The following is a 14,949-nucleotide window of genomic DNA, read 5'->3' on the forward strand; positions in this document are numbered from 1 at the left end:
CTCTCCCACTCCCCCACTCCTCCCCGGTTCTTCCCTTAAGCTGCTCGGTTGAAATCACCAAATCATACCCATTCCCCACTTGACTTAAATCCCGTGGTGCAAATGTACCTTTTCCTAATTGCCAAGTTTTATTAATGTCATTATTTATATCAAGCCCAGCACCTCTTTCCTTAATACCAAAACGGGTTTGAAACGGTGTTGCTTGCTCGTTACCTAAAGACTGGTGTAGCGCTGCATCTATTTTCCCATCACCATCACCAACTAACTTAATTGTTTCAGAATTTGGCATCACCCCACCATTCTCACCAGTTTCAGCATCTACAACTAAGACTCGCAAGTTTTCCCGCTCCGAAAAACTTTGACAGGGTGTGAACATATTTGAACCGTATGCAGCACCGAAGTGAGGTTGGTCAAAAATCTTTTCTCGCAATTCTTCATCCATAAAGTAGAAGCGATTATCGGCTGCAAATTGCAGGGTTAAACCGAGGGGAGTAAATTGTTTGAGGTCTTCTTCTGTTGTTAGCCCCTGATATACTGTTCCTAACTTGAAAGTGGCATTTGGTGCAAAATATTCTGCCAAGCAGTGTTCAATTCTTTCTGTGATTGGTTCGTTGTCAGCGATAATTGGTTTACCCGTTTTTGTGCAGAAGTGGGATAGGGTAATTGCCATAATCTTATATGTATTAATTCATTACTTCTGCTTTAAATCTAGTTTTTATGCATTGATGAATAGTAGTTCTTTAGTAAAGAATGTTTCTATCACTAAAGTAGTATTTTTGTTCATATCTACTTGATATTTGTTTATTATAAGGATTAAGTAACTAGCATTTTTTGAGGAGATCAGGTTATGGATAGTGCGAAAAAAGTAGTATTACAACCCTCAGTTTGGGATACCGATAATTTAGGAGATTTAGTTGCTGAAGGGGTGTTGGAAAGTGATGACATATCTTTACACGGTGTCGTTCAAGCACAAAATGAAGAATACGAGCGTTTAGAGCGAGAATGGCAATTAAAAAATGAAGAATACTTAAACTCAATTGATTGGGAAAATGTTGGAGTTAAATCTGAACTAGCGAACGAAGAAGAGGAGGAAGTTTTTTAAAAATGGTAGATAGTTAGGAGCGTTGATAATCTTTGTAAATATATATAGCTATTTTTTTAGTTACACCACGATTAATAATAGTTAAAGTTTTATCCGTGGTGTCAATTTTAAAACTCGAACTATTTAATTATCCATACAAGCCAATACTTTATTCAGCTGAAGCGGTGTTTTCATCTGCTCAAAAATCGCCACAGCTTGCTGATAATGTTCTTTGGCTTTGTTTAATTCCTTCTTCTCACCATACAACTGTCCCAAATAGTAATAACTTTCTCCTAATTCATACTTTGCCCCTACTTTGGTAAAAAATTCGATTGCTAAATTTTGATAGTAAAACGATTTTTCCTTACGCTGCATTTGACGATAAATATCCCCCAAGGTAGACCAGCAACGAGCGCGGTCTTGGGTAAAATTAAATGTTTGAGCAAGGCTAATTACTGATTCTAATGTTTCTACAGCTTGCGTATAATTACCAGTATTTCTTAAGGCTAAAGCCGTCATATTCAAGTCCCAGCAGGCTTGCCAAGGTGGAACAAAATCTTGGGGATGTTGCAAATAATCACCCGTAGATTGAATTGCATTTACTGTTTCTTCTACTTGTCCCAAACTTGAATGTAACAAAGCGACTTCACACCAAGAACTATTTTCTCTAGCTTGTATTATCGGGGATTGTTGCAACTGCGCTAATTCGAGTTTAGTTTGATAAGTCTTTAACCCAAGTTCGTATTCACCAGCGATGTAGTAACATAATCCCATATCGCTGTAGGAGTTAAATTCCGTCCAAATATCTCCCGATTGTTTTGCCGATGTTTGCGCTTGATGGTGATAAGATATAGCGGTTTCAATGCCATCTTCTAACAAGTAAGCGTGACAATCACCCAAGCAGCGATACAAGCTAGCTTCTCTATCTGACGACACTTTACTTAAAAGCGTTTGCGCTAGCTGCTTTATTTCCCGAATGAATCCCCACGATAAAAAGTAGAGAAATAGTTCTTCTGGTAAAGCTGATATTGCTCTACGACGCAACACATCCCAAGCAGAATCATAATCTTGAATGGTAGTAAAGTGGTGGTATGCTTCTAATACCTGCAATCCTTGTTGGGAAGTTTGAATTTGTTCGTTACTGTTAAACCAATATTGTGCGATCGCTCGATGAGTTTGCACCCATTGAGGACTACTTTTTAAGCGAGTTAGTGCAGCAGTGCGGATTCCTGGATGCATTTGATATTTACCGTGAGCAAATTGCACCAAGGAGCAGTCATACAATCTTCTGGTGATTCCCTGTTGTTGTTCAATTGGAACATCCCACAGTAAACATTTAACGCAACTATCGGGTAGCCATTCAATCTGTTGGTAGCGACAAGCTGCTAAACGACAAAGTAAATCGTAGGCTTTTTGTGAATGAGTGTTTAATCGGTTTAGCTGATTATCGACAAGAAAGCGAAAGGGTTCGATATTTTTTAATTCTTGACTATTTTGTTGCCAAAACTCCTGAATATTTCCATCATATTGATTTTGAATTTCGCTGTACAGCAGCTTCATTGCATAAGCATTACCGTTATACAGTTCGTGCATTTTTTGCAAAGCTGTTGTATCTTCTTGTTGCGATTGACCAAAATATAGCTGCCAATCTGATAAAGTTAAACCTGATAAAACTTGAGTTTGAATATCTCTGATATTTGGTTCTTTTAATCTTTCTCTACTAGTAATTAAGGTAAAACCTTGATTTCTTGAATCTGTTAAAACTCGTAATAGTTCTACATAGTCGCGGTAGTTATCTAAAAATAAACCATTGTGTAAAGCGGTTTCCAAGTTATCAATAAAAACTACAACTTTGGATTGACGTAATTTTTCACCAAGTAACTTTAAAGCCTTATTAAAATCGCGGGGTATATCTTCACCAAAATCTTGTTGTAACCAATACTGGACAAGTTTTTCTGCACTTTCTAAGTTTTGCTGTTCCAAAGCAATTTTAATATCTAACCGCTTGTCAAAATCGCACTGATTTAAAAATTTCTCTGCTAAAGTAGTTTTACCAACTCCACCTTCTCCCACTATCATTAAAATCCGATAATCTTGGGTATTCCAAGAAAGTAACTTGGCGATATCGGCAGTACGCCCGACCCATTTTGGTTGAAATTCTACAGGGATTTGGGGAATTAATTCTGGCATGAATTGCATAAATAGCATTTGTAATTCAGCCCAATTACCGCGTTTATCTTCACTGGTAACGCTAAATTTTTTATACGCTGTTTCTAAATGCTTTCTGACAGTTGCTTCTGTTTTGATTCCCAAATCTTGGGCAATTTCTTTGTTGGGTTTATTTATAAGTTTGAGTTTTACAACTTGACGGCATTTGTCACCAAGCTTGTTATAAATTGTTGTAAATTCAGTTTGATTCATCATCGTAAAGTTAGTTAAGCTAGTTTAAATAAGTATCTTGAATAACTTTTGAGTCAGCATTTTATCTGCGTAACGGTAAATACGGCTATTTTGCGTTACAGATATTTTCCCAAATTTAATCCTATACGTACTTACACTGAATTGAGAGTCAAGTCAGTCACTAAAATTATTAAGAAATATGAAGATTGCATATCATTTGAGTACTTGTACTGGCTCAAAGTATCTCAATGGCTAGATTTGCGTTATTTATTTAGCTGAGATTAAGTAAAAATACCAACTCACAATTGTGAGGTGTTTTTTATCAGTTTGTGTATTGCAGTCAGATATAACTAGGTATAAGATAAATCCGGTGTAGATACCGTATTTGTCAGGACGCTTTGCATCACATTCACCACTGAGAACAAACTCCAGGCTATTGGAGAGTTTGGAACCAATCGGGGTATCTCTGATTTGAAGTCGGATTAATTTGTAAAGCAACGATTTCTTAATAAGCTTTGCTACTTAAGTGATTGTGCTGTCTGACATTCCAAGGTGCAGAATGTAAATAATGAAATTATTGATCTAAAAAAATAGTGCAAAAAATATGAGTATTTATTGTTTATTCAAATCAATAAAAATCATAATTTGTATAGAAATTATTGGCTGAATATTTTCAATAGGTAAATGCAAATAAAGTAACGCTGTCTTTATGAAAAATTTACCGATTAAGTTATTTACTCAACATAAAAGTTGCAATTGTTACATTACTATCAAATTTATTCTCGTCTAATTACTCACAATGTTAGAAAATATCATGAACAAAACAGTACAAATACAGGAAATAGCAATTACTATCGCGGCGAAAAATTTTAATCCGACTATTTTGAACCCAGATTTTTTGAGATACGGTGATTTAATCCCTGAAGATTGGGAATTAGCTCGTTCTCCTGTATATACAAAAACTGCTTGTCTTTGAGTTGGGTTATTACCAATGAAGGTAGGGGACGTACTTTAGAAGATAATTGGTTTGACGAGATTATCATGTCTGCCGATGATGTTATTGACGATAATGATGATCGCCTTGGTAGACTGAATCATAGTGGTGTTTTGGATGCTGGTGAAAGCTACACAGCGACGCAGGATGTTACTTTACCTGTTGGTGTCAGCGGTGACTTTTACTTTTTCATCCGTACTGATTCTAGCGATAGTGTTTTTGAAAGTGTATTTGAATTGAATAACACTGGCTTTGATGAAACACTTACTACTATCAACCTCACCCCACCACCAGATTTAGAAGTCGAATCAGTGAATGTTCCTACAGTTGCGCGTGCTGGGGACAAGTTGACTATCAATTACCGCGTCACTAACTTTGGTGCAACTGAGACACCCGATAACTATTGGACTGATAGTTTCTACCTTTCGGTAGATGACAAGTTTGATGTTGAGTCAGATGTGGTACTTGGAAGTATCGGTCATTTCGGAAAATTAGACGCTGGTGCTTCCTACGACAACTCGGCTAGTTTTACTCTGGATAATCAATTAACTGGTGATTACTACGTTTTTGTCGCGACTGACAGTAGTAACAACGTTTTTGAGCTGGACAACAATAATAATACGGCGTTTGATGCCACTCCGGTGACAATTTCTTCCCAACCAGCAGATTTAATTGTCAGTGAAGTTATTTCACCAACTAGCGCAGAAGCGGGTAAAGCTATCCAGGTTAACTGGACTGTTAAAAACGAAGGTACGGGTAATAGTATTGCGACTTCTTGGAATGACCAAGTTATTCTTTCTGTTGACACAGAAGTTGGGAACGATGATGATATCAAACTAAATTGGTTTACCCACGAAGGTTTACTAGATGCAGAAGATTCCTACAATCGCAATGGGTTGGTTGAAATTCCCTTCAATTTGGTAGGAGATTACAACCTGTTTGTTGTCACCGATGTTAATAATGCTGTATACGAAGCAGCTGAAGACAACAATAATTCTACCGCTCAACCAATTACTATTACGCGGCAAACTCCAGATTTACAAGTTACTGAAGTTACTGTTAATTCTGCAACAGGTTTAACAGTAGAAGATTTGACGGTAAATTGGACGGTACAAAACTTGGGTGCTGGTCAAACAAACAGTAATTTCTGGTATGACAAAGTATATCTGTCTGCGGATGAAAATTGGGATAGCAATGATATTTATTTGGGAGATTTCCGTCGCACTAATGTCTTAGCTGCCAACGAACAGTATAATGCTAGCAAGACTTTCACCGTACCGTTTGATGCAGTGGGTGACTTTTATGTAATTGTTCGTACTGACACTGGCAATCAAGTTTTAGAAGCATCCCTAGAGAATAATAACGATCGCGTTTCTGCTGACACAATTACTTTCACAGCTAACCCCAACCCCGATCCAGACAAAGTTTCGACAAACTTACCACCACAATTTTCTCCCGACTTAGTTGTAAATAACGTTGATGCACCTACACAAGGAATTAGTGGTCAATCCCTTGATGTCAGTTGGACTGTTAGCAATCAGCGATACAGCACGGGTACACGTTCCTGGTACGATGTAGTTTACCTCTCCCGCGACCAAGTATTTGACCGCAAAGAAGATATTTATCTTGGTTCCCGTTCTCAAAGTAATTTAGCTGCTGGGGATTCCTACACTGTCACCGAATCTTTTGATGTGAGCAGAGGTTTATCGGGTTCCTATTACGTGTTTGTCGCTACAGATTCAGGTAATAACATCAACGAACCTGGTGGAGAATTAAATAATATTGCTTATGATCGCAATCCAACACAAATAATTCTACCTGCACCTGCCGATTTGGTCGCAGGTACTATTACCATTCCAGATCCAGCAAATGGTGTACCGGGACAAAATGCCACCATTGGGTATACGGTGGAAAATCGAGGCAGTGAGCCTGTATTTGGTAATTGGTACGACTCAGTTTATATTTCAGCAGATGATAAGTGGGATATAAATGATTCGTTGTTTGCTCAGGTACAAGTTTCTGAATCACTTGAAAACGGTGAAAGTTACAGCAAGACGGTTAATGCACCACTACCAGGGGTACTTCCTGGCGATTATCACGTAATTATTCGCAGCGATATCCGCAATAATGTACCGGAATTAGACGAAAGTAATAACCTTGGGGCTTCCCTTGAGCAATTTGCTTTGGATGCAGAGTTGTTGGAATTAGGAACTCCCGATACTGGTACTTTGGAACAAGGACAAGCAGTTTACTATCGGATTGATGTCGGTGCGGGTGAGACACTTTTACTCGACTTTAATAGTGTTTCCGATAACGCAACTAATGAGCTTTACATTAGTTACGGTAAAATGCCTACTCGAAATGAGTTTGACTTTAGCTTTTCTAGCCCATTTTCTCCAGACCAGAGAATTGTTATTCCTTCAACTAAAGACGGCACTTATTATGTATTTGCTTACAGTAACAATACACCAGATGGAGCCGCTGATTACACAATTAATGCAGAAACAATAGACTTTTCTATACTAGATACAAATTATGGTCGTGGTGGAACAGCTGGTCAACTAACACTTGAAATTAATGGTGCTAAGTTTGATAGAAGCGTAACAGCCAAGTTATTAAATGAAGATGGCTCAACTTTGGCTGCCAGTTCGTACTATTATGTGAATCAAAGTAAATTATTTGCGACTTTCGACTTAACTAAAGCGAACCCAGGTGCTTACGATGTACTAGTTGAAAATGCTCAAGGAAAGAGCGCTACTGTAAGCGATGGATTAGAAGTAGTCGAAGGAGGAGGAGGCAATCTTCAGTTATATACTGATATACCAAATTCTGTAGCTCGCGATCGCAAATTCAACTTTACTGTAAATTGGATTAATAATGGTATAAACGATATCAATGTTCCTCTGTTATCTCTTAATATTAGTCGAGATTTAGACAGCATTGACACTAGAGAAATTGAAGAAACTGTTTTATTTAGTTCTACACCTAATGGTTCTTTCAACCGAGAAGAGCAAACATTTTTAGGAGTAGTTGATGAAAATGAGCCTCCTGGAATTTTAAGACCAGGTAAACTTGAAACAACAAGGTTTTTTAGCTTCAGCGATAATGACCCTGGTGACTTTATAATTTCTGTTAACAATTTAGGAGAAGCTGACCGTTCTTTCAATTGGGAATCACTTCGAGGTAATTTGATTCCGCAAGGAATGTCAAACGCAGACTTTGAGCCAATTTTTAATCAATTAATTGCTCAAGTAGGAAATACTTGGGATGACTATGTGAAGATGTTGGCTCGTAATTCAAACTTACTACCAGAAGAATTTGGTAGCAGACGCTCTCCTTCACTTCTTCTCAATATCGAACTTCAAAAAGCAATTGCTGCGGTTGAAACTTCAATCACTGGTGTTGCATCAGCTACAGATTTAGGAGTTGATTTGAGTGGTAGGAGTATTGTTGCTCGTAATACTGATACAAGGGAAACTTTTGTAACATTTTCTTTAAAGGATGGCTCTTTCATTTTTGAAAAAGTTACTCCTGGTTCCTATGAATTTATCTTTGATGGTGCTGTTATTTCAGAAGGTAATACAGCATTCGTTAGTCAAGGAGAAGCTTTAACAGAACTGACGCTCACGTTAATTCCAGGAGCAGAGATTTCTGGAAAAGTTCGGTCAAATACAACAGGAGAGACACTTGCATTTGCAGAAGTTTCTGCTGTCTCAAAAGATGGAACAATTTACAGTACATTTACCGACGAAGATGGTCAGTATACCCTTGAAGGAATAGTATCAGGAACTTATACCATAACTGCTCAAGCTGACGGCAAAGCACAACTCAATATTGAAAATGTTTTTGTCAACAGCGACAGAATAATCCAAAGTTTTGATTTAATACCTGAATCGATTGTCACCGGAACTATAAATTTCCCAGTAGTAGATTCTGATGAAAGTGAAGTTCAAGTTTTAGCTCAATCTTCTGATCAACTAAATCTTACTAATGCTTTCACTGCTGAAATCAAAGATTCCGCATTCATAATTAAAGGTTTATCTGCGGGTACATACGATATAACCTTTAATCGTGAAGGATACGTTAGGGAAGTTTTAACTAATGTGACTGTACCAGAAGCTGAAACTGTTGACTTAGGAAGTGTTAATTTAACTCAAGCAGCAACTATAACTGGTTCAGTTACATCTACCGCATTAGAAGATCCAGCTGCTTCTGCACTTATTGGTATTTTTGAAGGAGAAACGCCAGTCACTTCAGTTGAGGCTGATGCAGATGGTAACTTTATTATCGATAATTTGGCTCCGGGTAGTTACAAGTTGCGGGTACTTAACCTTTTTGAGTCTTTCAGTAACGAAGTAATTGTAAATGTTGCATCTGGAAGTAATGTAGCTGATATTTCTTTGGAAATTTTACCAGGTGCCTCTATTGTCGGAACGGTTAAAGATGCAGACACTAATGGAATATTCTCAGGTATAACTGTTATTGCTATTGACTCAGAAGGAAATTCTTTAGAAACCCTGACGGATGAAAATGGTTCATATCGCTTTGACGATCTTCACCAGGGAGATTACATAATTACTTTACCTACCAGTGGAGCAAATACAACCAAATCTGTGACTGTGACTACAATTGATGGAACTGTATTTACAGCAGACTTGGAAACTCCCGCATCAGTCGCTCAACTTAGAGGTAAATTACTTACAGCAAACGGTGAAGCGATAGCTGGGGGTAATGTCCGTCTTATAGAATCTGGGGAATTGATTGTTAATACTCAAACAAACAAAAATGGAGAATTTGAGTTTCGTCTGCTTCGGGAAGCTACTTTTGATTTACAAGCGATAGCAGATGGAGTCAGCTTTACTCCAATAACAGGTATTGAAATTAATACAGGTGAGAATATAGAGCAAGAAATTATTGCTGGTAATGCTTCGTTGGAAGTTACAGTTAATGGTTCAAATGAATCAGTAGATGGTGGAACTCTAATACTTTATCAGCAAGTAGCTCAAGGAAGATTGGCAGTAAGTTCAAAAGAAATAGGTACAGAAAGAACTGTCACTTTTGAAAATCTTGCTCTTGGAACATACGAAGTTGATTTTTTAGGCAATGATAACTATACTGCTGATGCCTCAACAACTATCACTGATGGAATGGTTGCTAGTATAGCAATCGAACCAGAGCAACAGTATACTCTTACTGGCTTAGTCACTGATAACAGCGACAATCCCCTTGCTTTTGCACGACTGTTATTAGTATCTCAAAGTGAACCAAAAACTCAACAGTTTTCATTTAGTGATGCTGATGGTAACTATGAAATTCCTCTGGTTTCTTCTGGTGTTTACGATTTAGTAGCGTTTGCTGATGACTATACTGCAACAATTCAAAGTGGAATTTCTATATCGGAATCTACTGTAGCTAATATAGAATTAACCACGAGTAATACAGAGTTAACTGGTAAACTTGTTGACTCAAACAATCAACCTATCTCATTTGGTTTCGTAACTCTATTAAATTCGGCGGGATATATTGTAGGTCAAAGCAGCGTTCAAGCTGATGGTTCGTTTAATATTACAACAGCACCAGCAGAGGATTTAATTGTAGAAATTCAGGCACCTGGTTATACCAGTCAAGCAATTAGTGATTTAACTATTTCTAATAGTTCCGGGTTGAATATTGAAAATGTAGAACTCGAACCAATAGCTTTTACTAGAATTGCTAAATTAGAAGATTCAGCTAATATTTCTGTTGCCTCAGCAAGTTTTGGAATTAATACTTTACCTAATACGACAATTAATATTTTATCAGCACCTAATTGGTTGGAAACGGAATTCGGAAACTATGAACAGCGTAGCGATCAATTAGATAGAAATGATATTATTTCTTTACCTCAAGATGCTGATGAAAATTGTAGAAATATTTATGCTCAGGTATTAAGAAGTCTTACAAGTCAAAACCTGGCTTTTGATAGAGTTCAGAGAAGTGAAAAAGTTTTAGATAATTTTGTAACAGAACTAGAAGTCAACTTTTTAAGTGAACTTACAACAGTTCTTCTGGCAGCAGGTACTCTTTACGTAAGTATTCCCGCTATTGCTACCGCTGCGGTAAGTGTAGGAACAGGGACTACTGTATTTGTTACTGCATCATCAATTGTTGTAACAATTAAATCTTTAGTAGATGCCATTAATGCAGCGAAGGAAGCGAGGTCGTCTAAAGATGCAGTTAAAGGGTTAGAGGCATCTGGAAACATCATTACTAACCTCTCAAATCTCTATAACACTGCTATAGATGTGTTAAAGCTAGCTGGAGATGGTAAGACATTTGGTGGTTACACAGCTACTTGGAATTTGCTGAGCTTATTGGTTTCTGGGAGGCAAATATTACAAGCAATAACTATTACTGAAACTAGAAAGACTTGGGAAAAAGTTAGTCAACAAAGGGCAGGCTTTGAAGCTGCAATCAAAGATTATGAGCAGTCTATTGCTAAAGCTAAAGAGCTAAATTCACTCTACAACGAATGCCTAAAAAGTCATCAAATGGACGAGGAGCAAAACAATAACGATGATGGAATTGGGGGTAACAACGGAGGTAATAATAACGGTGGTAGCAGTAGTGGTAATGGCGGGGGTAATAACAATGGTAGAGGTAATAATAACGGCGGAAACGGTAACGGCGGTAGCGGTGGTAGAATAAATCGTCCCACATCCCTTGACCCAAATGATATACTCGGACCTCAAGGATTTGGACAAGAAAAATGGGTAAGTTATAAAAAAGCCTTGAATTATACTATTCGCTTTGAAAATGACCCAGTTTTTGCAACTGCTCCTGCTCAAACTGTTAGAATTACCCAACAGTTAGATGCAGATTTAGATTTCCGGACATTCCGCTTGGGAGATTTTGGCTTCGGTGATGTATTCGTAGATGTACCAGATAACCGAGCATTTTATCAAAACCGTCTCGATTTGACAGAAGAGCTTGGTATTTTTGTTGATGTGATTGCTGGTATTGACGTTACTACTGGTGAAATTTTCTGGGAATTCACTTCAATTGATCCAACTACAGGTGAATTACCAATAGATGCATTGACCGGCTTTTTACCACCCAACATTAATTTATCTGAAGGTGAAGGTTTTGTTAGTTATTCAGTGCGTCCAAAATCTACATCTGCAACCGGAGATATAATCGACGCTGAAGCGCGTATTGTATTTGATGTTAATGAACCCATCGACACCCCACCCATCTTCAACACCCTTGACGCAACTTCTCCTAGCAGCACAGTTGCAGCATTACCTGCCAAAATTACCGATGAAGCAGGAGAATTTACAGTTAACTGGGGTGGAAACGATGACAACGAAGGTTCTGGTATCGCCAGTTATACAATTTACGTTTCAGTCAACGACGGTGAATTTAGACCTTGGTTGGAAAATACTGACCTTACCGAAGCTACTTACAAAGGTACGCCGGGACGAACTTATTCCTTCTACGCTGTTGCCACAGACAATGCTGGTAATACTCAGGAAATACCAACCCAAGCCCAAGCTACCACACGCATAGCTGGGGGTACGGCAACTATCGGTAACTTTGTGTGGGTTGATACCAACGGTAACGGCATCCAAGACACTGACGAACCCGGTTTAGAAGAAGTAACCGTTAACCTCTACGACAACGGGGAAACATTAGTATCCACAACAACTACTAATATCAATGGTTTCTACAGCTTCACAGAAATCGACCCCGGAGACTACCTCCTAGAATTTATTCCTCCAACTAGCTATTTGTTTACTCCGGAAAATCAAGGGGATAACGATATCACCGACAGTGATGTCAACCCAACTACAGGAAAAACCCTGAATTTTACAGTTGAAGGAGGAGAAGATTACTCAAATTGGGATGCAGGTTTATATCAACTAGCAACCATTAGCGGTCAAAAGTTCCATGATATTGACGGTAATAAACTCAAAGATACCAACGAACCAGGTTTACCAGATTGGACAATTTACTTAGACACCAACCAAAACGGTGCGTTAGATAATGGTGAAACTTCCACTCAAACCGATGCTGACGGCAATTATAGCTTCAATAACCTAGTTCCCGGAACCTACACCGTAGCCGAAATCATGCAACCAGGTTGGCAACAAACCTTCCCCGGTAACAGCAGCGTCTCGCCAGAATCAATCACTACCAGCGCTTCCAATGCTCCGATTTTCACACCCAGCACCCCCATCACAACTACCGATACCGCTTTAACTACAACCGCTAGTTCTCTAATTAATCTTGATGACTTCCGTAACGACTCTCGCTTTACAAATATTGACGGTAGTGGCTTTGCCTCAGTAGTTATTGATACTGGTATTGACCTTAACCATCCTTTCTTCGGTGCAGATAGCGACGGTGACGGTATTGCAGACCGCATTGTTTACCAATACGACTTTGCCGATAACGATACCGATGCTAGCGATATTAACGGTCACGGTTCCCACGTAGCCAGTATAATTGCTTCTAGCGATAGTACCTACACTGGTGTTGCTCCCAAAGCCGATATTATCGCTCTTAAAGTCTTCAAAGATAGCGGTTCTGGCTACTTCCTAGATTTAGAAGAATCTCTCCAATGGGTAATTGACAACGCCAACACGTATAACATTGCCAGCATTAACCTCTCCTTGGGTGACGAACAAAACTGGAATACAAGCGCTTCCCATTACGGTATTGGTGACGAACTCGCAGCTTTAGCAGGTATGGGTATCATTGTCACCTCCGCAGCTGGTAATAACTTTGCCAAATTTGACAGTAAACAAGGACTAGCTTACCCCGCAGCCGACCCCAACGTCATAGCGGTTGGTGCAGTTTGGGAAGACACAGACCAAATTGCAGACTTCTCCCAACGCGATCAAACCATGAGCGATGTTTTTGCTCCCGGTATTCCTATCGAAGCCGCAAACGCTAATGGTGGTGTCACAACTAAAGGAGGAACATCCCAAGCCGCACCTTATACTGCCGGAATTGCAGTCCTAGCGCAGCAAATAGCAACTCAAGAACTTGGTCGCAAACTTACCATCGGTGAATTCCGCTATCTCCTCGAAACCACCAGCGTTACCATCAACGACGGAGATGACGAAAACGATAACGTCATTAACACTGGACTTGACTTTTCCAGGGTTGATATGCTGGCACTTGCCGAAGGAATTCTCAACCTCAACAGCACAATTTCAAACCCAGATAGCGTTCAACCAGATACTAACTCAGACGACACACCATTATTTATTCCCAATAACGTCTCACGGTTTGTACATACAGTTACTGTAAATTCCGGTGAAACCGTCACTGGTATTAACTTCGGCAACCAACAAGTCAACCAACCACCAGAGTTAACAGTTAACAAGGGTTTAACTCTCAACGAAGAAGGTACAGCAGTTATTACCAATCAAGAATTGCAAGTTACCGATGTAGATAATACGGCAATTGAGATTACATATACACTGACTAATCTACCCGAAAACGGAATTCTTCGACTCAACGGTACTCAATTAGCAGTCGATGATACCTTAACCCAAGATGATATCGACAACGAACGACTGGAATACGTACATAACGGAAGTGAAACTAGCAATGATAGCTTTAGTTTCAAAGTGACAGATGGTAAAGATGGTAATATTGACAGCACCGAATTCCAGATTACCGTTAATCCAGTTAACGATGTACCAACTTTAGAAAGTGCGATCGCCAACCAAATAGCAACAGAAGATAGCGTTTTCAACTTTACTATCCCAGAAAACACATTTAACGATGTGGATGCTCTCGACGAGTTAACTTATTCCGTAACCTTGGAAGACGGTAACGCATTACCTGATTGGTTAAACTTCAATCCAGAAACTCGTACTTTCTCAGGTACACCAACAAACGACAATGTTGGTAATCTAAATATTAAAGTTACCGCCACAGATAAAGCCGGTGCGAATGCGACAGATACTTTTACTCTGGAAATAGAAAACGTCAACGATGCTCCGACTGTTGTAAATCAAATTGCTGACACTACAAGCAAAGAAGATGAAGTTTTCAACTTTACCATCCCAGATAACACATTTAATGATGTGGATGCTCTCGACGAGTTAACTTATTCTGTAACTCTAGAAGATGGTAGCGAATTACCAAGCTGGTTAAGCTTCGATGCTTCAACTCGTAGCTTTAGCGGTACTCCTAGTAATGGGGATGTTGGTACAGTCAGTATTAAAGTTGTCGCAACCGATAGCTTTGGAGAAACCGTCAGCGATACCTTTACCCTTACGGTAGAAAATACTAATGATGTACCAACTTTAGAAAGTGCGATCGCTAACCAAATAGCAACAGAAGATAGCGCTTTCAACTTTACCATCCCAGATAACACATTTAACGATGTGGATGCAGAAGACGAGTTAACTTATTCTGTAACTCTAGAAGATGGTAGCGAATTACCAAGCTGGTTAACTTTTGATGCTTCAACTCG

The 14,949-nt window shown here is 38.9% G+C and carries 5 protein-coding genes; 3 read left to right on the plus strand and 2 right to left on the minus strand.

Annotation, left to right across the window (positions count from 1 at the left end):
* On the minus strand, positions 1-670 hold a 670-nt coding region (locus IQ247_RS27205), incomplete at its 3' end, for a hypothetical protein (RefSeq protein WP_445974534.1).
* Positions 671-847: 177 nt separating this feature from the next.
* Here IQ247_RS27205 and IQ247_RS27210 point away from each other — a divergent pair.
* Complete coding sequence (locus tag IQ247_RS27210) at positions 848-1,102, plus strand: hypothetical protein (RefSeq protein ID WP_193924749.1); 255 nt, start codon at positions 848-850, stop codon at positions 1,100-1,102.
* 123 nt (positions 1,103-1,225) lie between these two features.
* Here IQ247_RS27210 and IQ247_RS27215 read toward each other — a convergent pair whose 3' ends face one another.
* Positions 1,226-3,505, minus strand: coding sequence for a tetratricopeptide repeat protein (locus tag IQ247_RS27215; protein ID WP_193924750.1), 2,280 nt, complete (start codon positions 3,503-3,505; stop codon positions 1,226-1,228).
* A gap of 790 nt (positions 3,506-4,295) precedes the next feature.
* Between IQ247_RS27215 and IQ247_RS27220 the strand changes: the two genes are divergently transcribed.
* Positions 4,296-4,457 carry a hypothetical protein gene (locus IQ247_RS27220; RefSeq protein ID WP_193924752.1) on the plus strand — a complete coding sequence of 54 codons (162 nt, stop codon included), beginning with the start codon at positions 4,296-4,298 and terminating at the stop codon, positions 4,455-4,457.
* Positions 4,448-14,949: carboxypeptidase regulatory-like domain-containing protein (locus tag IQ247_RS33455; protein WP_322745584.1), on the plus strand; the 10,502-nt coding region annotated here is incomplete at its 3' end. The genes IQ247_RS27220 and IQ247_RS33455, both read left to right, overlap by 10 nt.

The organism is Plectonema cf. radiosum LEGE 06105 (assembly GCF_015207665.1).
GTDB lineage: Bacteria > Cyanobacteriota > Cyanobacteriia > Cyanobacteriales > Nostocaceae > Rivularia > Rivularia radiosa_A.

Excerpts from the sequence above, each read along its gene's own strand:
- IQ247_RS27215 (WP_193924750.1), bottom strand. The coding sequence starts at position 3,505 with ATGATGAATCAAACTGAATTTACAACAATTTATAACAAGCTTGGTGAC.
- IQ247_RS27210 (WP_193924749.1), top strand. The coding sequence starts at position 848 with ATGGATAGTGCGAAAAAAGTAGTATTACAACCCTCAGTTTGGGATACC.
- IQ247_RS27220 (WP_193924752.1), top strand. The coding sequence starts at position 4,296 with ATGAACAAAACAGTACAAATACAGGAAATAGCAATTACTATCGCGGCG.